A 23,577-nucleotide genomic window follows, 5' to 3' on the forward strand; every position below is an offset into this window, starting at 1 on the left:
CATGAGCTCCCCTGTCGCCACCTGCCCCATCGCGATCCGCATCCAGGAGGACGATTTCGACATTGCGCGCGAGATCGCGGTCCTGACCAAAAGCCGCACCGACATCGGCGCCGTCGTCAGCTTCTCCGGCATCTGCCGCGCCGATGAGGATAGTTCGAAGATAGCAGCGCTCACGCTCGAGCATTATCCCGGCATGGCGGAAGAAGAGATCAAGCGCCACGTCGACGAGGCCATCTCGCGTTGGCCGCTGAACGGCGTCACGGTCATTCATCGCGTCGGGCGATTCGAGCCCGGCCAGAACATCGTGCTGGTGCTCGCCGCCTCGCAGCACCGCCGCGCGGCATTCGAGGCAGCCGAGTTCTTGATGGATTATCTCAAGACCAGCGCCCCGTTCTGGAAGAAGGAAGAGAGCGCCACCGGCACCGGCTGGGTCGAGGCCCACGCCCGTGACGACGAGGCCGCTGCACGCTGGGCCAAATCCTGATGGCAAAAGCATCCAAGACGCCCGCGCGCGGCCGCGCCGCGCCGAAACTCGCGAAGGTCGGCCGCGGCGAGTTGCTTACGCTGATCGATTTCGTCCGCTATGGGGTGAGCCGCTTCAATGAGGCGAAACTGGCCTTCGCCCATGGCACGACCGATCCGGTCGCCGAAGCTGCCTTCCTGGTCTGCGAGGCCCTGCATCTGCATCCCGACCAGTTCGAGAGCTTTGCCCATGCGCGCGTCACCGCGGCGGAGGGCAAGACCCTGCTCGATCTCATCCATCGGCGCGTCACGACGTGCAAACCGGCCGCCTATCTCGTCAACAGGATCTACATGCGCGGCCTGCCCTTCTATGTCGACGAGCGCGTCATCGTTCCGCGCTCCTTCATCGGCGAGCTCCTGGATTCGCATTTCGGCGGCGACGGCGAGGTGGGCTCGCTGATCGACGATCCCACCGCCGTCGAGCGCGTGCTCGATCTCTGCACCGGCTCGGGATGCCTTGCGATCCTCGCTGCGTATCATTTCCCGAATGCTGTGGTCGATGCGGTCGATATCTCCAAGGGCGCGCTCGAAGTCGCCGCGCGCAATGTTGCCGATCATGGCCTCGATGAGCGCATCACGCTCCATCGCGGCGATCTGTTCGCGCCGCTCGGGGATAACAAATACGATCTGATCATCACCAACCCGCCCTATGTCGACGCGGAAGGCATGGCGGCGTTGCCGCCGGAATGCCGGGCCGAGCCGAAACTTGCCTTCGACGGCGGCGCCGACGGTCTTGATGTGGTCCGCCGCATCCTGCGCGATGCACCGGATCATTTGACGCCGCATGGCGGCCTGATCTGCGAGATCGGCCGCGGCCGCGAACTGGTCGACGAGGCCTTTTCGGAACTGCCCCTGCTCTGGCTCGACACTGAGGACTCCGAGGGCGAGGTGTTCTGGATCTCGGCCGCCGATCTCGGCTGATCGCGCGCACGCGCGGAACAAGTCAAATTCCGCAACGTTCATCTCCCGACGAAGTTCTCGTTCTCGGAGGATGTCCGCATGCTCGCGCCATCGGGCGAATTGCTGCGCGCCGGCATGGCGCTGAAACTCAACCATCTCAAGCGCGCCGCGCAGTCTTATCTGCGCGACCGCACCAGCCAGACGACCGGGCGCGTGACATCCTATGCAGTCGCTGCGGGATTGTTCGCTGTGGCCGGGCTGTTCGTGATCGCGGCCTTCTTCGTCGGCCTGGTCGCGCTGTATCGCTGGGTGGCTATCACCTACGGGCAATTCTGGGGCTTTGGTGCCGTCGCAGCGGTACTGCTGGTGCTGGCCGCAATCTGCGCCGGGGTGGCGATGGCGCAAATGAACCGCCGGACCAAGCCGATCGTGCCGCTCGCCAGCCGGATGCGCGTGGCGATCGCGACGCCGCGGATCCCGCGCGGAACGGTCAAGCAGGCGGTGAGAGAAGTGGCGACGACGATTCCGCTGGTGCCGCTCGCACCGGGCGAACGCGGCCGTGAAGGCAGCGGCTCTTCGGCTCGCACCATCAGGCCCGTGCAGCTTGGCCTGATGCTTGCGGCTCTCACCCTGGTCGGCTTCACGGCGGCGCGCCGGCGGCGCCCAGCCCGCAGACAGGATGCATGATGCCGGCGCGGCAGACCGAGCAATTCGACAGCTGGCTGCTGGTCGCCGCCACAGCCGTGTTCGTGCTGACCGCAGAGCGCTATTTCCAGGAGTCCGGGTTCATCCGCCCGGGACCACCTCAAGACCATCGCAACAAGGAAGCGAACTCACCGGAAACGAACCCGGCAAGGGCGGCTATGCAGCCGGGCCATGGCCGTGGCTCGAAAAGCCCATTCGCAATTCCCTGGGCGGGCTGGAAGGATATTTTCTGGCGTACCTATCAGCGCATCGACGACGATCGTCTGCTCGCCACCGCCGGCGGCGTGGTGTTCTTCGGACTGCTCGCGATCTTTCCCGCAGTGACCGCGCTGGTCTCGTTTTACGGACTGTTCGCCGATCCCTCGACCATCAGTGGCAATCTCCAGACGCTCGCGACGATGCTGCCGGAAGGTTCGTTCCAGATCGTCGCGGACCAGGTCGCGCGGGTGGTCTCCAAGGGAAACACGGCACTCGGCGCCACCTTCCTGTTCGGCTTCGTGCTGGCGATCTGGAGCGCCAATGCCGGGGTCAAATCGATCTTCGACGCTCTTAACGTCGCCTATGAGGAGCGCGAGAAGCGCGGCTTCATCAAGCTGAACCTGATCTCCCTGTCGTTCACGGTCGGCGGCATCCTCGCACTCCTGCTGATGGTGGCCGCCGTCGTCGCCTTCCCGCTCGCGCTCGATCACCTCGGCATTCCGCCGGACAGCAAGCTGATCGTGGCGCTGGCGCGCTGGCCGCTGCTGCTCGTCGTCCTCCTGGCGGCGCTCGCCATCCTCTACCGCTTCGCGCCGAGCCGTGACGCGCCGCGCTGGGAATGGCTGAGCATCGGCGCGGTGACCGCCGCCCTGCTCTGGATCGCAGGCTCCGCGCTGCTGTCCTGGTATCTGTCGGCCTTTGCCAATTACAACGCGACCTACGGCTCGCTCGGGGCGGCGATCGGCCTGATGACGTGGATGTGGATGTCCGCGATCGTCATCATGTTCGGCGCCGAGCTGAACTCGGAGATCGAACGGCAAACGCTGCGCGATACGACGACCGGACGGCCCAAGCCGCTCGGCAGCCGCGAGGCGGTCTCGGCCGACACGGTCGGTGCCGCCGCGCCGTCCTGACTGTCACCACGCGCGCCTGCGCCCCGCTATCCCCTCGAATCAACAATGATGTTAAGGTCATGCATGCCTAGGGGAGCATGAGGCGCGACGGGTGCGAATGGCAGCCCGTGTTTTCCCGGGTGAGGCAGTCAGCTCTTGAGGCATAACGCGCGGCATGATTCGCATTTCGACGATCTTCATCGCCATCTGCATGGTTCTGGTCGCGGCATCGCTCGGGCTCGTGCTCTACTCGGTCGCCGGCATCAACGGAACCGAATCCGCGATCGTGGCGCTGACTGCGCTGACCTTCCTGATCCTCTACAACGCGGTCTCGATGCGGCTGCGCGACCGCAGCGACGTCGGCGGCCAGATCGCCGACCTCTCGCGCGGCACCGCCGACCTCGCCCGCCAGGTGGCCGAGTTCGGACGGCGGCTCGCTGCGATCGAGGGCCGGATCGCCTCGTCCAACTCGACCAATTCGGATCGGGTCCAGTCGGTGGTCAGCGAGATCAACGAGCTCGGCGGGCTGGTCAGGCAGCTTGCCGCCACGGTGTCGACCCATGAGGACCTGCTGGCCGGTCATGCGCCAGCGCCGGCTGCTGCTCCGGTCGCAAGGCCGGCGGTGGAAGCGCCAATCGACCTGATTGCCCCCTTCGATGAGCGACCGGCGGCTCCTCCTCCGCTTCCTGCAGCGCCGCCGCGGCCGACGCCGCCGGCGGTCCCGCCCCAGACCGCCAGCGCCGTTCATGCCGTCAACGGCCGCAACCAGACCCAGATGCTGGCGACGCTGCGCAGCGCCATCGACGAGAACCGCATCGACATATTCCTCCAGCCGATGGTGACGCTGCCGCAGCGCAAGGTCCGGTTCTACGAAGCCGTCATCCGGGTGCGCGACGAGCGCGATCAGCTGATTGCCGCCGAGGAGTTCATCAGCCTCGCCGAGGCCTCCGGGTTGATCGGGCGGATCGACAACATGGTGTTGCTGCGCTGCGTCCAGGTGCTGCGTCGGCTGATGGTGCGCAACAAGGAAGTCGGCGTGTTCTGCAACGTCGCGGCTTCGACGCTCGGCAATTCCACCACCTTTGCGCAATGCCTCGATTTCCTCGAGGCCAATCGCGCGCTGGCACCGTCGCTGGTGCTTGAGTTCAAGCAATCGACCTTCCGCGCGCTCGGTCCGGCCGAGACCGAGAATCTGGCGGCGCTGGCGCAGCGCGGCTTCCGCTTCTCGATTGACCATGTCACGGACCTCAGGATCGAGCCGCGCGAGCTCGCGGACCGCGGCGTCCGCTTCATCAAGGTTCCGGCGTCACTCCTGCTCGACCCGAAGCAGGCTTCAACCTCGGACATTCACCCCTCCGACCTGTCCGACCTGCTCGGCCGCTTCGGCATCGATTTGATCGCGGAGCGGATCGAGGGCGAGCGCGCAGTGGTCGACCTGCTCGACTATGACGTGCGGTTCGGCCAGGGCTTTCTGTTCGCGCCGCCCCGGCCATTGCGGCCCGAGGGCCCATCTGCTACCGGCGGGGCGTCGCCAAACCAGGCGCAAGATATTCAGGGATCCAATGGTTCCGGTACGCCCAGCCCAAGCGGAACGTCAGCCGCGACGCCTGCTGCCCCGTCACAGCGCATCACCGGCAACGCAGCGCTCGCGCGCCGCGTCTGATCGGCCGCGCGCGTCATGACCACGCTGCATTTTGCCCAAAGCCTGCGCGAGCTCGTCGGCGGCGTCGATGTCGTGCTCAGCGACATCTGGGGCGTGGTCCATAACGGCCTGGAAGCCTTCCCCGAGGCCTGCGAGGCGCTGCACACCTATCGCAGCCACGGCGGTACGGTGATCCTGATCACCAACGCGCCGCGCCCGGCCGACTCGGTGCAGCGGCAATTGCGTAAGCTCGGCGTCGCCGACGAAACCTACGACGCCATCGTTTCCTCCGGCGATTTGACGCGGCTCTATGTCGCCGAGCATCCCGGCCGCAAGATGTTCTGGCTCGGCCCCGAGCGCGACAATTCGATCTATCGCGGCCTCGATACGACAACTGCGCCGCTCGAAGAGGCCGACTACATCGTCTGCACCGGCCTCTATGACGACGAGACCGAGACCGCGGAAGACTATCGCGGCATGATGCTGAAAGCGCGCGAGCGCAAGCTGACGCTGGTCTGCGCCAACCCCGACATCGTGGTCGAGCGCGGCGACCGGCTGATCTATTGCGCCGGGGCGATCGCGGAGCTGTACCGCGAGCTCGGCGGCGAGGTGATCTTTTACGGCAAGCCGCACCGGCCGATCTATGAGCGCGCGATGGCGCTCGCCGGCGAGCGCCAGGGCCACACGATCGACCGGAAGAAGGTGCTGGCGATCGGCGATTCCGTCCGCACCGACCTCACCGGTGCGCGCGAATTCGGCATCGATTGCCTGTTCGTCACCCGCGGCATCCATGCCGAGGAGTTCGAGGGCCTCGACCAGCTCGATCCCAAGTCGGTGATGGAATTGTTCGGCCACCCGCCGAAGGCTCTGATGCGCGAATTGAAGTGGTGACCTCCGAAATGCAAAAAGCCCGGGACGATCGTCCCGGGCTTTCCAAATTCAGCTGATGGCTTTGACGCTTACGCGCTCGCCATGTCCGGGAAGACCGCCTCGATCTTGGTCTTCAGCGTCGCCGCGTTGAACGGCTTGACGATGTAATTGTTCACGCCGGCCTTCTTGGCCGCGATCACGTTCTCGGTCTTCGATTCCGCCGTGATCATGATGAAGGGCGTGGTGGCGAGGTTGGGATCTGCGCGCACTTCGCGGAGCAGGTCGTAACCCGTCATCGGCTCCATGTTCCAGTCGGAGATCACGAGGCCGTACTTCTTGCCGCGCATCTTGTTCAGTGCCGCCGAACCGTCGCTGGCATCATCGATATTATCGAAGCCAAGCTGCTTCAGCAGATTCCGGATGATACGGATCATGGTGCTATAATCATCCACCACCAGAACCGGCATCGACAAATCAACCGCCATCTCGACTCCCCCAACGCATACCCAGGAATATCTAAAATCGGACCTGACGGACCGCGGCCCCTCAGTTCCATCTCCCAAGCACTAGCACCAAGGCGTTAAACAGCGCGTTAACTGGGGTGGCCTGCGACCGACCGAAATGAGGCTCCTTGCGGCGCCCCCCCCTCCCGCTTGACTTCATCCGCCGGGTCACGCCACGGTCCCCGCCGGTCCCGCCGGCTCGAGAATTCCCCTGATGGCCCCGCAATTTACCGTTATCCGCGATACCACGCCGGATTCTGCCATCCTGAAGGGCGCGGTGGTCGCCATGGGCAATTTCGACGGGGTCCATCTCGGGCACCGGGCCGTCATTGCAGCAGCCCTGGAAATGGGCCGGGCGCATGGCCGGCCTGCGCTGGCACTGACCTTCGAGCCGCATCCACGCCGGTTTTTCAGCCCCAACACCCCGCAATTCCGCCTGACGGACGAGCGCGCCAAGCTGCGGCTGCTGGCCGGGACCGGGCTCGCCGGCGCCGTGGTCATGACCTTCGACAAGGCGAGAGCCGGCACCACAGCGCAAGATTTCATTCACCATGAGCTGATCGGGCGCCTTGGCGTCAGCGGCATTGCGGTCGGTTACGACTTTCATTTCGGCAAGGGCCGGGTCGGCTCGCCAGGCCTGCTGGTGAACGAGGCCCCCCGGCTCGGCATCGAGGTCGACGTGCAGCCCCATGTTGATATCGACGAGCGGCCTGTCTCCTCCAGCGCCATCCGGATCGCGCTCGCGGAGGGACTCATCGACGAGGCCACGACCATGCTGGGCGCGCCCTGGTTCGTCACCGGCGAGGTCATCCACGGCGAAAAACGCGGCCGCGACCTCGGCTATCCCACCGCCAATATCCGGCTCGATGCGAATTGCGGCTTGAAGCACGGAATCTACGCCGTGCGGGTCGGTCGCGGCACCGAGCGGCTGAACGGGGTGGCGAGCTTCGGTCGCCGCCCGACCTTCGATAATGGCGCGCCGCTGCTGGAAATCTTCCTGTTCGACTTCAAGGGCGATCTTTACGGGCAGGCGCTGGACTGCGCCTTTGTCGGCTTCATCCGCGAGGAGCTGAAATTTGGCGATATCGACGCCCTGATCCACCAGATGGACGAGGATTCCGCCCGGGCCCGCGCCATGCTGGCGGCCGCCCCCGACGCGTTTCCGCGGCTCGGGATAGTCGATTAAGGGCCCAAAGCCTCGCCCGCCGGACCTTTGCGCTTCCCCCGTTCGGCTGCTATGGAGAGCCCATGTTTGCGCGGCGCATCATAGGGATTAGCAGCCCGGCTTCCGCCTGAGCCTCAAGGCTCGGCGCAAGACCGGGATTTGGTCGTTTCACCCCGCGATTCCGCATCGCCATCCGTTCCCGCGCCATTCCGAGCCAGTCAGCCTCATGTCCGAAAAGCCGCAAAAGTCCCCAAAGTCTGAAGCCAAAGACTATTCCAAGACCCTGTTCCTGCCGCAGACCGAATTCCCGATGCGCGCCGGCCTGCCGCAGCGCGAGCCGGAGATCCTCAAGCGCTGGTACGAGATCGGCCTCTACGAGAAGCTGCGCGAGACCGCGAAGGGCCGCGACAAGTTCGTGCTGCATGACGGCCCGCCCTATGCCAACGGCAACATCCACATCGGCACGGCGCTGAACAAGATCCTCAAGGATCTCGTCACCAAGAGCCAGCAGATGCTCGGCTTCGATTCGAATTACGTGCCCGGCTGGGATTGCCACGGCCTGCCGATCGAGTGGAAGGTCGAGGAGGAGAACTATCGCAAGAAGGGCAAGCAGAAGCCCGATTTCCGCGACAGTGCCGCGATGATCGATTTCCGGAAAGAGTGCCGCGCCTACGCCACGCACTGGCTCAACGTGCAGCGCGAGGAGTTCAAGCGGCTTGGTGTGATCGGCGACTGGGCTCATCCCTACGCCACCATGAACTATCCGGCTGAGGCCCAGATCGCGCGCGAACTGATGAAGTTCGCCGCCAACGGCACGCTCTATCGCGGCTCCAAGCCGGTGATGTGGAGCGTGGTCGAGAAGACCGCGCTCGCCGAGGCCGAGGTCGAGTATGAGGACTACACCTCCGACATGGTCTGGGTGAAATTCCCGGTGACCTCGCCGGCGCATGGCGCGCTCGCCTCGGCGAGCGTCGTGATCTGGACCACCACGCCCTGGACGCTGCCCGGCAACCGCGCCATCTCGTTCTCGCCGAAGATCGCCTATGGCCTCTACAAGGTCACGGACGCGCCCGCCGACAACTGGGCCAAGACCGGCGATCTCCTGATCCTGGCCGACGGGCTCGCCGAAGAAGTGTTCAAGCAGGCGCGCGTGACCGCTTATGAGAAGGTTCGCGACATCCCCGGCGATACCATGGACGCGATCGAATGCGCCCATCCGCTCAAGGGCCTCGCCGGCGGCTATGAATTCACCGTGCCGCTCTTGTCCGGCGACCACGTCACCGACGACACCGGCACCGGCTTCGTGCACACCGCGCCGAGCCACGGCCGCGAGGATTTCGACGTCTGGATGGCGAACACCCGCGAGCTCGACGCGCGCGGCATCAACAGCGCGATCCCCTACACTGTCGACGAGAACGGTGCCTATACCGACCAGGCACCGGGCTTCACCGGCAAGCGCGTCATCAACGACAAGGGCGAGAAGGGTGACGCCAACGAGGCCGTGATCAAGGCGCTGATCGAGGGCGGCAAGCTGCTCGCGCGCGGCCGGCTCAAGCACCAATATCCCCATTCCTGGCGCTCGAAGAAGCCGGTGATCTTCCGCAACACGCCGCAATGGTTCATCGCGATGGACAAGGACATTGCGGAGGGCGGCAAGGCCAAATCCGGCGACACGCTGCGCGCCCGCGCGCTGCAGGCGATCTCGGTGACGCAATGGGTGCCGCCGTCGGGCGAGAACCGCATCAACGGCATGATCGAGGCACGCCCCGACTGGGTGATCTCGCGTCAGCGCGCCTGGGGCGTGCCGATCGCCGTGTTCGTGCGCGAGAAGGGCGACGGCTCCGCCGAGATCCTCCAGGACGAGGCCGTCAACACCCGCATTGGCGATGCCTTCGAAAAGGAAGGCGCTGACGCCTGGTACGCGACGGGCGCGCGCGAGCGCTTCCTTGGATCGCGCGCGAACGAAGGCTGGCAGAAGGTCGACGACATTCTCGACGTCTGGTTCGATTCCGGCTCGACGCACGCCTTCGTGCTGGAAGACCCCGTGCAATTCCCCGGTCTCGCCGGCATCAAGCGCAAGGTCGACGGCGGCACTGATACCGTGATGTATCTCGAAGGCTCGGACCAGCATCGCGGCTGGTTCCACTCCTCGCTGCTGGAGAGCTGCGGCACGCGCGGTCGCGCGCCCTACGACATCGTGCTGACCCACGGCTTCACCCAGGCCGAAGACGGCCGCAAGATGTCGAAGTCGCTCGGCAACACCATCGAGCCGCAGGCCGTCATCAAGGAATCCGGCGCCGACATCCTGCGGCTCTGGGTCGCATCCTGCGACTACACCGACGACCAGCGCATCGGGCCCGAGATCCTGAAGAACACGGTCGAGACCTACCGCAAGCTGCGCAACACCGTGCGCTGGATGCTCGGCACGCTGCATCATTACAAGCCCGCCGACGCCGTCGCGGACGCCGAGATGCCCGAGCTCGAACGGCTGATGCTGCACGAGCTCGCGCTCCGCGCAGAATTGGTCCGCAAGGCCTATGAGACGTTCGACTACAAGAGCGTGGTCGCGACCCTGTCCGCCTTCATGAACAGCGAGCTCTCGGCGTTCTATTTCGACATCCGCAAGGACACGCTCTATTGCGATCCACCGTCCTCGCTGACGCGCAAGGCGGCGCTGACCACGATCGACCTGCTGTGCAATTCGATCCTGAAATGGCTGGCGCCGGTCCTGAGCTTCACCGCGGAAGAGGGCTGGCGCATGTACAGGCCGGATGCCGAACCGTCGGTGCATCTGACGCTGTTCCCGGAAGGCCTCGAAAAGCTCCGCGACGACAAGCTCGCCGCGAAGTGGGAGACCATCCGCAACGTCCGCCGTGTCGTCACCGGGGCGCTCGAGCTTGAACGTGCTGCCAAGAACATCGGCTCCTCACTCGAGGCCTCGCCGGTGATCTATGTCGCCGACCGCCGCATGCTGGCGACATTGTTCGACACCGATCTTGCCGAGATCTGCATCACCTCGAATTACGAGGTGCGCGAGGGCGAAGCGCCCGCCTCTGCATTCCGCCTCGATGCGGTGCCCGGCGTCGCGGTCGTGGTCGAGAAGGCCGTCGGCACCAAATGCGCCCGCTCCTGGAAGATCTCGCCTGCTGTCGGCGAGGACGCTGAATATCCCGACGTCACCCCGCGCGACGCCAAGGCGCTGCGCGAATGGAAGGCGTTGGGGGTGAGCGTCTGATCGGCCTGCCATGACCCCGCTCCGTGCCGGCATCATCGCGGCCGTGGTGACACTCGTGGCCGACCAGGCCTCAAAGCTCTGGCTGCTGAACGGCTTCGACCTTGCCCGCCGGGGCGTGGTCAAGGTGACGCCGTTCTTCGACCTGGTGCTGGCCTGGAATATCGGCATCAGCTTCGGCTGGCTGCAGAACGACAGCCAGTCAGCACAGATCGCGCTGATGGCGGTGAAGGTCGTTGCGGTGATTGCGCTGGGAATCTGGATGGCGCGGTCGCAGACCTACCTCGCCACCGTCGCACTGGGGCTGATCATCGGCGGCGCCATCGGCAATGGCATCGACCGCTTCGTCTATGGCGCGGTGGTCGATTTCGCCCTGTTTCACATCGAAATCGGCGGAAATACCTATAATTGGTACGTTTTCAACCTCGCGGACGTGGCCATCGTTGCTGGGGTGGCGGCCCTATTGTATGATTCCTTCCTGGGGGTACCCGCCGCAAAAGCGCCCTGATCCCGGCCGATACGGGCCGGAGGCGGAACCTTGCTTGGCGAGGCGTGATCGCGCGAGACGCGGCGAGATTGCTACTGCCACAATATGGAACAGGTACAGGTATGCGCAGCTTCGAAACCAGCGGTTCGATCGGTCGAGACGCCCGGCGGGGTCTTTGGCTGGCGCTGAAATTGTCAGCTGTCGCACTCGGCATCGGTCTCGTGATGTCGGCAGGCCCGGTCCGCGCCGGCGACGACGATGACGACGACGACATGACCTTCGAAGAGAAGCTCATCGACAATCTGATGTCCGGCATCGGCGCCAAGAGCATGGAGAAGAAGGGCATCGAGTACCGCGAGCGGTCACCGCTGGTGGTCCCGCCGAAGCTCGACCTGCCGCCGCCCAGCTCTGAAGCCAAGAACGCGCCGAACTGGCCGAAGGATCCCGACGAGAAGCGTCGCCAGGAGGCCATTGCCCAGCGGAAGAAGGTGCCCGGCACCAAGGCGAACGAGTTCTGGAAAATTGGCCAGCCGCTGTCGCCCGCCGAGTTGAACGCCCACAAGTCGGGCCCGCAGCAGGCCAACAATGATCCGCCCCCGCCGGGCAGCAACCCCAACAACCCGACGATGAGCCCGGCCGAGATGGGCTACACCGGAGGTCTGTTGAAATTGTTCAAGGGCGGCCAGCCCGAATCCAAGCAGTTTACGAGCGAGCCGCCGCGCCAATCGCTGGTCGAGCCGCCGCCGGGATATCAGACGCCCTCGCCGAGCTACGCCTATGGCTCCGGAGAGGACACGACGCGCAGGACCTATTTCGACGTCCGATCGGGTAAGGAAAAGGAGCAATAAGCTCCTCGGCCGCCGCCCGCAGGCGCGCGCACGCCGCAATCGTCCGGTATAGGCCGGATGCGGCAGATGACCTATTTTTAAGTACAACTCGCCGGCGTTCTCTGCTTCGTGACCCGAAGCTCAAAGCCGCGCGGTGTAGCATGCCGCGCTTTCACGCCTGGACATCAGGGTCCGGGCTTTCACAAGGATCGTGATGTCCTCACACCGATCGATTGCCTGCCTCTTCGTCGCGCTGCTCTCGACATCTGCCCTCAACGTCGGCAGCGCATTCGCCCAGACGACGGTCACCTCCGCGCCGCCCGCGAGCTTCACGCTTCCAAACGGCCTCCAGGTCGTGGTGATCCCGGATCACCGCACGCCCGTGGTCACCGAGATGATCTGGTACAAGGTCGGCTCGGCCGACGAGACGCCAGGCAAATCCGGCCTCGCCCACTTCCTCGAACATTTGATGTTCAAGGGCACCGAGAAGCACCCCGTCGGCGAATTCTCCCAGACCGTGCTCCGCGTCGGCGGCAACGAGAACGCTTCGACCTCGGTCGACTACACCAACTACTACCAGCGCGTGACGAAAGAGCAGCTCCCGACCATGATGGAGTTCGAGGCCGATCGCATGACGGGCCTCGTCCTCAAGGACGAGAACGTGCTGCCCGAGCGCGATGTCGTGCTCGAAGAGTACAACATGCGCGTTGCCAACAGCCCCGACGCGCGCCTCAACGAACAGATCATGGCCGCGCTCTATCTCAATCATCCCTATGGCCGGCCGGTGATCGGCTGGCACCAGGAGATCGAGAAGCTCAATCGCGAGGACGCGCTGGCTTTCTATCGCCGGTTCTACGCGCCGAACAATGCGATCCTGGTCATCGCCGGCGACGTGGAGGCCGCCGATGTGCGTCCGCTGGTCGAACGCAATTTCGGCCCGATCCCGGCCCAGCCGGCGATCCCCGCTCGGCGCATCCGCCCACAGGAGCCGGAGCCAGCGGCGCCGCGCACCGTCACATTGTCCGACCCGCGCGTCGAGCAGCCGAGCCTGCGCCGCTATTATCTGGTGCCCTCGGCGACGACCGCCGCGGCTGGCGAGAGCGCTGCGCTCGACGTGCTCGCGCAGTTGATCGGCAGCGGCAGCAACTCCTATCTCTACCGCGCGCTCGTCGTCGACAAGCCGCTCGCAGTCTCCGCCAGCGCCAGCTATTCCAGCATCTCGCTGGATCCGACCCAATTCGCGATCTCGGCTTCGCCGAAATCAGGTGTCAGCTTTGCTGAAGTCGAGCAGGCCATCGACCGCGTGATCGCCGACGTTGCGCAGAACCCGATCCGTGCCGAGGATCTCGAGCGGGTCAAGACCCAGCTCATCGCGGAGGCGATCTACGCCCAGGACAATCAGGCGGTGTTGGCACGCTGGTACGGCGGCGCACTGACCACGGGCCTGTCGATCGAGGATATCAGGAGCTGGCCCGACCGCATCCGTGCCGTCACCGCCGAGCAGGTCCGTGAAGCTGCGCAAAAATGGTTCGAGAAGAACCGCTCAGTGACCGGCTATCTGATCAAAGACACCAGCACCGCTGCCAAGCGTGAGGAGAAGCGTTCGTGACCTATCCTTTCCTTCGCGCGCGCCACGTTGCGCTCTCCTTCGTCACCGGCGCTGCGCTCGCGCTCGCCTCGGTCTCGCCGTCGCAGGCGGCAGCAAAGATCCAGCACCTGGTGTCGCCGGGCGGCATCGAAGCATGGTTCGTCCAGGACGCGACCGTGCCGCTGATCGCCATGGAATATTCCTTTGCCGGCGGCTCGGCGCAGGACCCCAAGGACAAGCCCGGCGTTGCCAATCTCGTCGGCGACCTGCTCGACGAGGGCTCGGGCGATCTCGATTCCAAGACGTTCCATGAGCGGCTCGACCGCCGCGCCATCGAGCTCTCCTTCAGCGCTACCCGCGATACCTTCCGCGGCAGCCTGCGCATGCTGCGCGACAACAAGGACGAGGCCTTCGATCTGTTGCGGTCCGCGCTGACCTCGCCGCATTTCGACACGGTCGATGTCGAGCGCATTCGCTCGCAGGTCATCTCGGGCCTGCGCCGCGACACCACCAACCCGACCTCGCTCGCGAGCCGGAAATTCCTGGAGATGACCTTCGGCGATCATCCCTATGGACGGCAGACCACCGGCACGCTGGAGAGCGTGCCGACCATCACGGTTGCCGACATGAAGGATTATGTCGGCCGTGTCCTCGCCCGGGAGACGCTGAAGATCGCAGTGGTCGGCGACGTCGATCCGGCGACCTTGGGCAAACTGCTCGACCACACGTTTGGCAGCTTGCCTGCCAAAGCCACCCTGGCACCGGTCCCCGACGTCGAGGCTGCAAAACCGCCGCAGCGTGCCTTCGTGCCGCTTGACGTGCCGCAGACCGTGATCACCTTCGGCGGTCCCGGCGTGATGCGCAGCGATCCGAACTTCATGGCGGCCTATGTCGTCAACCATATCCTCGGTGGCGGCGGCCTGTCCTCGCGGCTTTACCGCGAAGTCCGCGAGAAGCGCGGGCTGGCTTATTCGGTGTTCGAATCGCTGCTCTGGATGGAACATTCGGGAATCTTCATCGGCAACACCGGCACCCGCGCCGACCGTGCCGGCGACACCATGGATGCCATCGAGAAAGAAGTCCGCCGCATCGCCGACGAGGGTCCGACCCAGAAGGAGCTTGATGAGGCCAAGTCCTACCTCAAGGGCTCGCAGATGCTGGTGCTCGACACCTCCTCCAAGCTCGCACAGGCGCTGCTGCAATATCAGCAGGACAAGCTGCCGATCGATTATATCGAGAAGCGCAACGCCATCGTCGATGCTGTGACCCTGGACGATGCCAAGGCCGCGGCCAAGCGGCTGTGGAGCCAGGGGCTCCTGACGGTCATCGTCGGCCGCGCACCGCAGGCTGCCGCGCAACCGGCGGCGGCACCGGCGACGAAGTCGAACTGACGCCTCCGACGTTACCTGAAATGGCCGGGCTCGCCCGGCCATTTGCGTTTCCGCCATCCCGCCATTGCCGAAGATGGATGTTCCGAGATATGTCCTGATGTCACGAATGGTGCCATCATGCTGCGGATATCCCGCGATCTCGTCATCGACGAGGACGACATCGAGATCGGCTTTGTCCGCGCCTCTGGCCCGGGCGGGCAGAACGTCAACAAATTGTCGACCGCGGCCCAGCTGCGCTTCGACACACGCAAGTTGACCATCCCGGAGGATGCGACGATCCGGCTCGCCCGCATCGCTGGCCAGCGGATGACCAAGGATGGCGTGATCGTAATCCATGCCCAGCGCTTCCGCACCCAGGAACGCAACCGCCAGGACGCTATCGACCGACTCGTCGAGATCCTGACCGAGGCGATGATCCGGCCGACACCACGCCGCGCGACCAAGCCGACGTTTGGCTCCAAGCAGCGCCGACTCGACGGCAAGAAGCGCCGCAGCGACGTCAAGGCCGGCCGCGGCGGTCGCTTCGACGATTGATTGGAAAAAACCTCCGGCCGCCACGCGACCGGAGGTTGGTTTACTCAGATCTCACGCTCAGTAGCGCTTGCCGTTGGTGGTCGCCCCGCCGGGAGCCGACCCGTCGGTGGCGCTCTTATGCGTGGCACTGCCCGTGGTGCCGACCGCGCCTTTCGTGCCCTTCGCTGGCTTCATGCCCGTTTGGCCCGCACCGCCCGACTGTGCTTCCAGCTCCTCCTCGCTATTGCCTGCGACGCCACCTTGCGTCGTCTTGCCCTGCGCGCCGCCATGCAACTTGCTGTCGGACGACATTCCTTGCGCGAGAACGGGGCCCGCAAGCAGAGCGGAAAGCGCGCAAGCGATCACTGAGGTCTTCACCAACTTCATCCATGTCTCCTGGATTTTATTCGCGATGAGCGGTTCGGCCATTCCCCACGCCGTTCGTCTGGACCGGACCGCCCCGTCGCGCAAAGAGCTGAACGGCGCGATCGCGATGCAAGCCGGGCCGTGTGGTCATCGTTTAGGGATTTCGCGGCGCTTTCGCGGAATTGTGCTCCTCATATGCGGCGGCAAGGAACACGTGCGTGCTGAAAATCCAGATCTGATATGTGGGTAGCAGGACTTATCCCATGCATTTGAGTTCCGACGGGGATAAACTGCGCCGTCATTGAGCGAATCCATGCCCGTCCGTCAGCTTCCAGAACAGGTCGTCAACCGCATCGCCGCCGGCGAGGTGGTCGAGCGCCCGGCGAGCGTGGTCAAGGAGCTTGTCGAGAATGCTATCGATGCCGGCGCGAGCCGCATCGACGTCTTCACCGATGGCGGCGGGCGGAGGCGGATCGGCATTACCGACGACGGTAGCGGCATGACCGCGAAGGACCTTGCGCTCGCCGTCGAGCGCCACGCGACGTCCAAGCTTGATGACGAGGATCTGCTGCAGATCCGCACCCTCGGCTTCCGCGGCGAGGCGTTGCCGTCGATCGGCTCGGTGGCACGGCTCTCGATCACCACGCGGCATGCCAGCGAGCCGCATGCCTGGGCGCTCACTGTCGAGGGCGGCGAAAAGTCCGAGATCATGCCGGCCGCGCTCGCGCACGGCACTCGCGTCGAGGTCAACGACCTCTTCTACGCGACACCCGCGCGGCTGAAATTTCTGAAGACCGATCGCACCGAGGCCGAAGCGATCCGCGAGGTGGTGCGACGGCTTGCGATGGCAAGGCCTGACATTGCCTTCACGCTCGCGGGCGAAGAGCGCGCGCCGGTGACCTGGGCCGCCGCGCTACCCGGCGCGGCCGGACGGCTGACCCGGCTTGGCGATATTCTGGGCGCGGAGTTCCGCAGCCATGCCTTCGAGGTCCGTGCCGAGCGCGACGGCGTCGTCGTCGCCGGCTATGCCGCCGCTCCCGCGCTGACCAAAGCCAACGCACTCGGGCAATATCTTTTCGTCAACGGCCGCCCGGTGCGCGACAAGCTGATCCTCGGCGCGGTGCGTGGCGCCTATGCCGATTATCTGCCGCGCGACCGGCATCCGGTGCTGGCGTTGTTCGTGACGCTCGATCCGCGCGAGGTCGACGCCAATGTTCATCCGGCGAAGACCGAGGTGCGCTTCCGCAACGCCGGCCTCGTGCGCGCGCTGATCGTGCACGGGCTGAAGGAAGGTCTCGCACGCGAGGGCCGCCGCACCGCCGCCAATAGTGGCGAGAGCGCCTTGTCCTCGTTCCGGCCGGCCTTCACGCCGCCGCGTCCTGCAAGCTGGGACTGGCGGGCCTCACCGTCCGCGCCGGTCGCTTCGATGCCGTCATTCGAGGGCCCAGCCGCGCCCGCTTTCGCCGAGCGCGCGCAGGCCGCCTTCGATGTCGGCGCGCCCAGCGCGGACGTGCGGTTTGAGACGCAGCCGGTGACTGATCTCGTCGATCGTCCGCTCGGCGCGGCGCGCACGCAGCTCCACGAGACCTATATCGTGTCGCAGACCCGCGACGGTCTGATCATCGTCGACCAGCACGCCGCGCATGAGCGCATCGTCTATGAGCGGCTCAAGGCGTCACTCGCCGCAAACGGCGTGCAGCGGCAGATCCTGCTGATCCCCGAGATCGTCGAAATGGACGAGGCCACGGTCGAGCGCCTGTTGGAGCGCAGCGAAGAGCTCACATCCTTTGGCCTTGCAATCGAATCCTTCGGCCCCGGCGCGGTCGCGGTACGCGAGACGCCGTCGCTGCTTGGGAAGACCAATGCAGGCGGGCTGCTCCGCGATCTCTCCGAACACATGGCCGAGTGGGACGAGGCGCTGCCTTTGGAACGCCGCTTGATGCATGTCGCCGCCACCATGGCCTGCCACGGCTCGGTGCGCGCCGGCCGCAGACTACGGCCCGAGGAGATGAACGCACTGCTCCGCGAGATGGAGGAGACGCCGAACTCCGGCCAGTGCAATCACGGCAGGCCGACCTATGTCGAGCTGAAGCTCGCCGATGTGGAGAAGCTGTTCGGGCGGCGATGAATTACGCGTTGCGTTTCAAAAACACGAACTCCGTGTCGTCATACGCCCGCCGCTCCAGCTCCTCGAAACCTTCCGGCGTCACGAACTGCGCGGCCTTTGCCTCCTCGACCACCAGCAGCGCGCCAGGCGTGAGCCAGCCACCATCGCGCAAGCTCGCCAACGCCTTCTCCGCAAATCCCTTGCCATAGGGCGGATCGAGAAATACCAGCGAGAACGGCTCGACGGGATGCGCGGGGCCGAGATCGGTCGCATCGCGGCGATAGACTTTGGTGACGCCGCCAAGGCCGAGCGACTCGACGTTGTTACGCAGCAGCGCCCGCGCCTCCGCGCCGTTATCCACGAACAGCGTGAATTTCGCGCCACGCGAGGACGCCTCGATGCCGAGCGCCCCGGTGCCGGCGAAGAGATCGAGCACGCGCGCGTCCTGGATCGGATCGTCATAGGCATGCACGAGGATGTTGAACACGGACTCGCGCAGGCGATCCGCCGTCGGACGGATGTCACGCGAAGACGGTGAGGCGAGATTGCGCCCCTTCAAGCGACCGCCGACGATACGCAAGCTAGTCCTCCCGCGGCGTCAGGTCGCGCTTGCCGTGATAGCCGCGCTTGGGGCGGCGGGGCGGGCCGTAGCCGCTCGCCTCTTCCTCGTTGCGCTCGCGCGCCTCGTCGCTGCCGGTGCGCTGCACCAGCACGCGGCGGCCCTTGCGGTCGGCGATCACGGCGCGCGTGGAGGTCTTTTCGCCCTCGCCTGGGGATTTCTTCGCGACGTCGAACTGCGCGCCAGACTTCTCGATGATCTTGTCGCCGAGCTGATCGCGCAGCACACGCGCGCGGACCTCCTCGACCTGGCCCTCGGGCACTTCTCCGAGTTGGAACGGGCCGTAGGAGACGCGGATCAGCCGGTTCACCTCGAGCCCGAGATGGGCGCAGACGTTACGCACCTCGCGATTCTTGCCTTCGCGGATCGCGAACACCAGCCAGACATTCGCGCCCTGGTCGCGTTCGAGCGTCGCTTCGATCGGACCGTACTTCACGCCTTCAACCTCGATGCCGTCCTTGAGCTGGTCGAGCTGCGCCTGGGTGATCTCACCATGGGCGCGAACGCGGTAGCGGCGCAGCCAGCCGGTGTCGGGCAGCTCAAGCGTGCGCGCGAGGCCGCCGTCATTGGTGAGCAGCAACAGGCCCTCGGTGTTGAAGTCGAGTCGGCCGATCGAGATCAACCGCGGCAGGCCTTCGGGCAGATTGTCGAACACGGTCGGACGGCCCTCGGGGTCGTCATGCGTCGTCATCAGCCCGCGCGGCTTGTGATAGAGGAACAGGCGCGTGCGCTCGCGCTCCGGCAACGGCTTGCCGTCGACCAGAACGACGTCGTTCTTGGTGATGTCGAGCGCCGGCGAGTTGATGACACGGCCGTTGACGGTGACGCGGCCCTGCGTGACCATCTCCTCGGCATCCCTGCGCGAGGCGAGACCGGCGCGCGCCAGCGCCTTGGCGATGCGTTCGCCTTCCTTCTTCGGCTTAGGTGCTTCTTCGCGACGTGGGCGTCCCTCGAAATCCCGATCGCGCGCGCGATAGGCACCGCGGCCACCGAAGGCCGGACGCTTCTCGAAGATCCTGCTCTCATCCTCGTTTTCACGGCGCGGACGATCACCGAAACGGCCTTCGCTGCGCGGATGCTCGTGCCAATCGGAGCGGCCTTCGGGCCGCTCACGCGGACGATCGAATTTGGGACGGTCACGGAACGGACGATCGCCCGATGGACGGTCCTCGCGCGAGCGCGAGAAGCGCGGACGGTCATCGCCGCGACCGCCTTCGCGACGGTCGTCGCGCTTCTGCCAGGGCTTGTCCTCGCCGCGATCGCGGCCGCCGAAATCCTTGCGCGGCCCGCGATCCGGTCCGCCCCGGGAAAACTTCCGGTCCTCGAATTTGCGTTCGGGGCGCTCTCCACGGGGCGCGCGATCACCGCGATCGAAATTCGGGCGGTCGCCACGCGGCTTGAAGCTGCGCTCGCCACGATCCTCGCGCGGCCCGCGATCCCCACGGTCGCGTTCGCGATCCGGCCCGCCGCCCCGCGAAAATTTCCGCTCGCCGTCGAACTTGCGCTCGGGACGGTCGCCGCGCGGCGCATAGGGCTTCTTGTCGCCGAATTTCCTGTCACTGGAGCGGCCCGCCGGACGAAAGTCATCGCGATCCCGGCGCGGCGGACGGTCGTCGCGGCCATAGGACGGACGCTCACCACGCGGCTTGAAGGAGCGCTTCTCGCCATCGCGCGCTCCGCGATCGGAGAACGGGCGGTCGCCACGCGGCTTGAAGCTGCGCTCGCCGCGGCCCTCGCCACTGCGATCGTCGCGCTTGAAGCGGGGCCGGTCGGAAAAATCACGGCGCGGGGCATCGCCCTCCTCGCGGCGGCGGAAGGGTTTACCCTCACGAGGCGGACGGCTGTCGCGGTCGCCACGGGGCGGGCGGCTGTCGTGATCGCCCCTGCCCTCGCTCTTGCCCTCGAAGCCGCGCTTGGCGAATTTCTTCTCGGGGCCGCGCGGCTTGCCGCTGCGGCCACCTTTGGGGGGGCCTCGCCGGCCGCGGGAATCGTTGTCTTTGTCGCTGTCGCGAGGCATGAATAATCTCACTCAGGGGGTGGCCGGAAAGCATTGCGCGCGCTCATTGCGAGCCGCATGCTCAGGCAAATTCGATAAGCACTTCTGCTGAAGGCGCAGCTACTAGCAGGTTTCTTCGGATGATACGAGGCTTGAAAGCCCCCTCTTTCATGGATTTGGCGCTCAAAACGGCCGAAAATGCCGGAAAGGCGGGCGAAGTTCCGATCGGCTGCGTGGTGGTCCGGAATTACGAGGTCATCGCCACCGCCGCCAACCGGACGCTGACCGATTACGACCCCACCGGCCACGCCGAGATCATTGCGCTGCGCGAGGCGGCGAAGAAGATCGGCAGCGAGCGGCTGGTCGACTGCGACCTCTACGTGACGCTGGAGCCCTGCACCATGTGTGCGGGCGCGATCTCCTTTGCAAGGGTGCGCCGGCTCTATTACGGCGCGGCCGACCCCAAGGGCGGCGCGGTGGAATCGGGCGTGCGGTTCTTTGCCTCCCCGACCTGCCACCACGCCCCGGACGTCTACTCCGGGGTCGGCGAGAGCGAGGCGGCGCGGCTGCTCAAGGAGTTCTTTCGCGAGCGGCGCTAGGTCCCTGCGAAGAACGCACGCAGGGCCCGCGCGGTGACGTCGGGGTTCTCCTCGGTGAGGAAGTGGCCGGAGTCCACCGGCTGGCCCTCGACGTTGGTCGCCCACTGCTTCCAGACATCGAGCGGGGTCGCGGCGGCCTGGGCGATGCCGGCGTTGCCCCACAGCGCCAGCATGGGCACGGTGATCTTCTTGCCCGCCTCGAAATCGGCCTTGTCCAAATCGTAGTCGATATAGGCGCCGGCGCGGTAATCCTCGCACATCGCATGGATCCGGGCGGGATCGCGGAACGGGGCGATGTAGTGCTCGAGCGCGCGCTTGTCGATCGCATCCAGATTCTTCGACTTGGTCTGGCTCGCCATCTTGAAGCGCAGGAAGAATTCGCCTTGCCCTGCGATCAGCGTCTCCGGCAGCGGCGCGGGCTGGGCGAGGAACGTCCAGTGATAGATCTTCAGCGCATAGGCGCGGTTCATCCGCTCCCAGTAATTATAGGTCGGCAGGATATCGAGCACGGCGAGCTTCGACAGCCGCCCGGGATGATCGAGCGCCAAACGATACGACACGCGGCCGCCGCGGTCGTGGCCGGCGAGTGCGAAGTGGACGTGGCCGAGGCGCTCCATCATCTCGACCATCGCTTTCGCCATCGCGCGCTTGCTGTAGGGCATGTGCAGCGCGTCGCTCTCGGGCATGTCGGACCAGCCATAGCCCGGCAGGTCTGCGATGATCAGCGTGAACCGGTCGGCGAGCGCGGGCGCGACGCGGTGCCACATCACATGCGTCTCGGAGAAGCCGTGCAGCAACAGCAGCGGCGGGCCCTTGCCGCCGACGCGGGCGAAGATGCGGCCGAACGAGGTGTCGGTCCATTCGGAGGCGAAGCCGGGATAGAGGTCGGCGAGATCGGACATCTTCTGCATCCTTATCTGGTCAGTCTCTGCTCAGTCTCTGCTCAGTCATTGGGGGGCACCTCGACACGAGAATCGAAAACAACCCCATGCACAGTAGCGGTATTATCAGCGGGGTGGCTAAGCCCAACAGCTGATTGCGCATTTCTGGGATGTCGGAGTGGGCCCACAGCTCTGGATTCCGGATCGGCGCGGTGCGCCGTCCGGAATGACAAGGAACTAGCTCTTGGCCTTCTCGGCCTCCACCGCCTGCCAGCCGATGTCGCGGCGGCAAAAGCCTTCCGGCCAGCGGATCAGGTCGACCGCCTGATAGGCGCGCGCCTGCGCCTCAGTCACGGTCGCGCCCAGCGCGCAGACATTGAGCACGCGGCCGCCATTGGCGAGGATGGCGCCGTCCTTCGCGACGGTGCCGGCGTGGAAGATCTCGACGGTGTCGACCTTGGCGGCGTCATCGAGCCCCTTGATCTCAGTGCCCTTCTGATAATCGCCGGGATAGCCCTTCGCGGCCATCACCACGGTGAGCGCGGATTCCGGATACCAGCGCAGATCAAAATTCTTCAGCTGGCCGTCACACGCCGCGAGGAACGCGGGCACGATGTCCGACATCATGCGCAGCATCAGCACCTGGCATTCAGGGTCGCCGAAGCGGACGTTGAACTCGAACAGCTTTGGGCCCTGCGTCGTCAGCATGATGCCGGCATAGAGAATGCCGCGGAACGGCGTGCCGCGCTGCTTCATGCCCGCCACCGTCGGCAGGATGATCTTGGCCATGATCGCGTCGTGGATAACAGGCGTGACCAGCGGCGTCGGCGAATAGGCGCCCATGCCGCCGGTGTTCGGGCCGACGTCGTGGTCGAACACGCGCTTGTGGTCCTGCGCGGAGGCGAGCGGAATCGCGGTCTCGCCGTCGCACAGCGCGAAGAAGCTGATCTCGCGGCCCGGCAAAAATTCCTCGATCACGACTTCAGTGCCGGCCTCGCCAAACGCGCCCTCGAACATCATGGCGATGGCGTCCTCCGCCTCGCGCACTGACTTCGCGACGACGACGCCCTTGCCGGCGGCAAGGCCATCGGCCTTCACCACGATCGGCGCGCCCTGGCTCTGCACGTAGGCGCGCGCGTCATCGGCATTGGTGAAGCGCTTGTAGGCGCCGGTCGGAATGCCGAACTCGGTGCACAGCGCCTTGGTAAAGCCCTTGGAGCTTTCGAGCTGCGCCGGGATCTTGTTCGGGCCGAACGCCTTGATGCCCGCGGCGGTGAGATCATCGACGATACCGGCCGCCAGCGGCGTCTCCGGGCCGACCACGACCAGCTCGACCGCGTTCTTTTTACAGAAATCGATCACGGCCGCATGGTCGGCGACATCGAGCGCCACGCACTCCGCCTCACGCGCGATGCCGGCATTGCCGGGCGCGCACCAGAATTTGGTCACCAGGGGAGAGGCTGCGATCTTCCACGCCAGGGCATGTTCGCGGCCGCCGGAACCAAGCAGGAGAATGTGCATCGAAGGCTCGAAATGAGGGGTTTTGCTGGGGGCCGAGGTCGCACGAATCGGG

21 protein-coding genes are annotated in these 23,577 nt (G+C 65.5%); 15 read left to right on the top strand and 6 right to left on the bottom strand.

Annotation, left to right across the window (positions count from 1 at the left end):
• Position 1: 1 nt before the first annotated feature.
• The 6 genes from L6639_RS26105 (at position 2) to L6639_RS26130 (ending at position 5,751) form a co-directional block, all read left to right on the top strand.
• Positions 2–484 carry a molybdenum cofactor biosynthesis protein MoaE gene (locus tag L6639_RS26105; RefSeq protein ID WP_237864494.1) on the top strand — a complete coding sequence of 161 codons (483 nt, stop codon included), beginning with the start codon at positions 2–4 and terminating at the stop codon, positions 482–484.
• Positions 484–1,443, top strand: a complete 960-nt coding sequence (prmB, locus tag L6639_RS26110) for a 50S ribosomal protein L3 N(5)-glutamine methyltransferase (RefSeq protein WP_237864495.1) — start codon at positions 484–486, stop codon at positions 1,441–1,443. Before L6639_RS26105 ends, prmB begins: the two co-directional genes overlap by 1 nt.
• A 78-nt stretch (positions 1,444–1,521) precedes the next feature.
• Positions 1,522–2,109 (top strand): phage holin family protein, encoded by a 588-nt coding sequence (locus L6639_RS26115; RefSeq protein WP_237864496.1) that lies wholly within the window; start codon positions 1,522–1,524, stop codon positions 2,107–2,109.
• A complete protein-coding gene (locus L6639_RS26120; protein ID WP_237864497.1) occupies positions 2,109–3,239 on the top strand; it encodes a YihY/virulence factor BrkB family protein in 1,131 nt (376 codons plus the stop codon). Before L6639_RS26115 ends, L6639_RS26120 begins: the two co-directional genes overlap by 1 nt.
• Before the next feature lie 154 nt (positions 3,240–3,393).
• Complete coding sequence (locus L6639_RS26125) at positions 3,394–4,881, top strand: EAL domain-containing protein (RefSeq protein ID WP_237864498.1); 1,488 nt, start codon at positions 3,394–3,396, stop codon at positions 4,879–4,881.
• 15 nt (positions 4,882–4,896) lie between these two features.
• Entirely contained in the window at positions 4,897–5,751 is an 855-nt protein-coding gene (locus tag L6639_RS26130; protein WP_237864499.1) for a TIGR01459 family HAD-type hydrolase, read from the top strand.
• Between the two features lie 68 nt (positions 5,752–5,819).
• Here the strand turns inward: L6639_RS26130 and L6639_RS26135 are convergent, their stop codons facing one another.
• Positions 5,820–6,215 (bottom strand): response regulator, encoded by a 396-nt coding sequence (locus L6639_RS26135; protein ID WP_027551917.1) that lies wholly within the window; start codon positions 6,213–6,215, stop codon positions 5,820–5,822.
• 232 nt (positions 6,216–6,447) lie between these two features.
• On the opposite strand from L6639_RS26135, the gene L6639_RS26140 reads away from it, so the two are divergent.
• The 7 genes from L6639_RS26140 to arfB all read left to right on the top strand — a co-directional run bounded on the left by L6639_RS26140 (position 6,448) and on the right by arfB (position 15,457).
• The gene (locus tag L6639_RS26140) at positions 6,448–7,419 is read left to right on the top strand and encodes a bifunctional riboflavin kinase/FAD synthetase (RefSeq protein ID WP_237864500.1); all 972 of its coding nucleotides are present in this window, start codon (positions 6,448–6,450) and stop codon (positions 7,417–7,419) included.
• Positions 7,420–7,624: 205 nt separating this feature from the next.
• Positions 7,625–10,633: an isoleucine--tRNA ligase gene (gene ileS, locus L6639_RS26145; RefSeq protein ID WP_237864501.1), complete on the top strand. Its 3,009-nt coding sequence runs from the start codon at positions 7,625–7,627 to the stop codon at positions 10,631–10,633.
• A 10-nt stretch (positions 10,634–10,643) separates the two neighbouring features.
• The gene (lspA, locus tag L6639_RS26150; protein WP_237864502.1) at positions 10,644–11,138 is read left to right on the top strand and encodes a signal peptidase II; all 495 of its coding nucleotides are present in this window, start codon (positions 10,644–10,646) and stop codon (positions 11,136–11,138) included.
• Positions 11,139–11,239: 101 nt separating this feature from the next.
• Positions 11,240–11,965: a hypothetical protein gene (locus L6639_RS26155; protein WP_237864503.1), complete on the top strand. Its 726-nt coding sequence runs from the start codon at positions 11,240–11,242 to the stop codon at positions 11,963–11,965.
• A 193-nt stretch (positions 11,966–12,158) separates the two neighbouring features.
• Positions 12,159–13,553, top strand: coding sequence for a M16 family metallopeptidase (locus tag L6639_RS26160; RefSeq protein WP_237864504.1), 1,395 nt, complete (start codon positions 12,159–12,161; stop codon positions 13,551–13,553).
• Positions 13,550–14,923, top strand: a complete 1,374-nt coding sequence (locus L6639_RS26165; RefSeq protein WP_237864505.1) for a M16 family metallopeptidase — start codon at positions 13,550–13,552, stop codon at positions 14,921–14,923. The genes L6639_RS26160 and L6639_RS26165 overlap by 4 nt, the downstream gene beginning before the upstream one ends.
• Positions 14,924–15,040: 117 nt before the next feature.
• A complete protein-coding gene (gene arfB, locus L6639_RS26170; RefSeq protein ID WP_237864506.1) occupies positions 15,041–15,457 on the top strand; it encodes an alternative ribosome rescue aminoacyl-tRNA hydrolase ArfB in 417 nt (138 codons plus the stop codon).
• 57 nt (positions 15,458–15,514) lie between these two features.
• Here the strand turns inward: arfB and L6639_RS26175 are convergent, their stop codons facing one another.
• Positions 15,515–15,865 (bottom strand): hypothetical protein, encoded by a 351-nt coding sequence (locus L6639_RS26175; protein ID WP_237864507.1) that lies wholly within the window; start codon positions 15,863–15,865, stop codon positions 15,515–15,517.
• 250 nt (positions 15,866–16,115) lie between these two features.
• Between L6639_RS26175 and mutL the strand changes: the two genes are divergently transcribed.
• Positions 16,116–17,930 (top strand): DNA mismatch repair endonuclease MutL, encoded by a 1,815-nt coding sequence (gene mutL / locus L6639_RS26180; RefSeq protein WP_237864508.1) that lies wholly within the window; start codon positions 16,116–16,118, stop codon positions 17,928–17,930.
• A 1-nt stretch (position 17,931) separates the two neighbouring features.
• On the opposite strand, the gene rsmD is transcribed toward mutL, so the two are convergent.
• Entirely contained in the window at positions 17,932–18,489 is a 558-nt protein-coding gene (gene rsmD / locus L6639_RS26185) for a 16S rRNA (guanine(966)-N(2))-methyltransferase RsmD (protein WP_237864509.1), read from the bottom strand.
• A gap of 1 nt (position 18,490) precedes the next feature.
• Positions 18,491–20,545 (bottom strand): pseudouridine synthase, encoded by a 2,055-nt coding sequence (locus L6639_RS26190; protein WP_237864510.1) that lies wholly within the window; start codon positions 20,543–20,545, stop codon positions 18,491–18,493.
• 119 nt (positions 20,546–20,664) lie between these two features.
• Here L6639_RS26190 and L6639_RS26195 point away from each other — a divergent pair, with 119 nt between their 5' ends.
• The gene (locus L6639_RS26195) at positions 20,665–21,123 is read left to right on the top strand and encodes a nucleoside deaminase (protein ID WP_092230031.1); all 459 of its coding nucleotides are present in this window, start codon (positions 20,665–20,667) and stop codon (positions 21,121–21,123) included.
• Here the strand turns inward: L6639_RS26195 and L6639_RS26200 are convergent.
• Entirely contained in the window at positions 21,120–22,025 is a 906-nt protein-coding gene (locus tag L6639_RS26200; RefSeq protein ID WP_237864511.1) for an alpha/beta fold hydrolase, read from the bottom strand. The two genes, L6639_RS26195 and L6639_RS26200, sit on opposite strands and share 4 nt — an antisense overlap.
• Positions 22,026–22,241: 216 nt before the next feature.
• Complete coding sequence (purD, locus tag L6639_RS26205) at positions 22,242–23,525, bottom strand: phosphoribosylamine--glycine ligase (RefSeq protein ID WP_237864512.1); 1,284 nt, start codon at positions 23,523–23,525, stop codon at positions 22,242–22,244.
• Positions 23,526–23,577 lie beyond the last annotated feature (52 nt).

Origin of the sequence: Bradyrhizobium zhengyangense (genome assembly GCF_022012555.1) — a bacterium.
In the GTDB taxonomy this organism is placed as follows: Bacteria; Pseudomonadota; Alphaproteobacteria; order Rhizobiales; family Xanthobacteraceae; genus Bradyrhizobium; species Bradyrhizobium zhengyangense.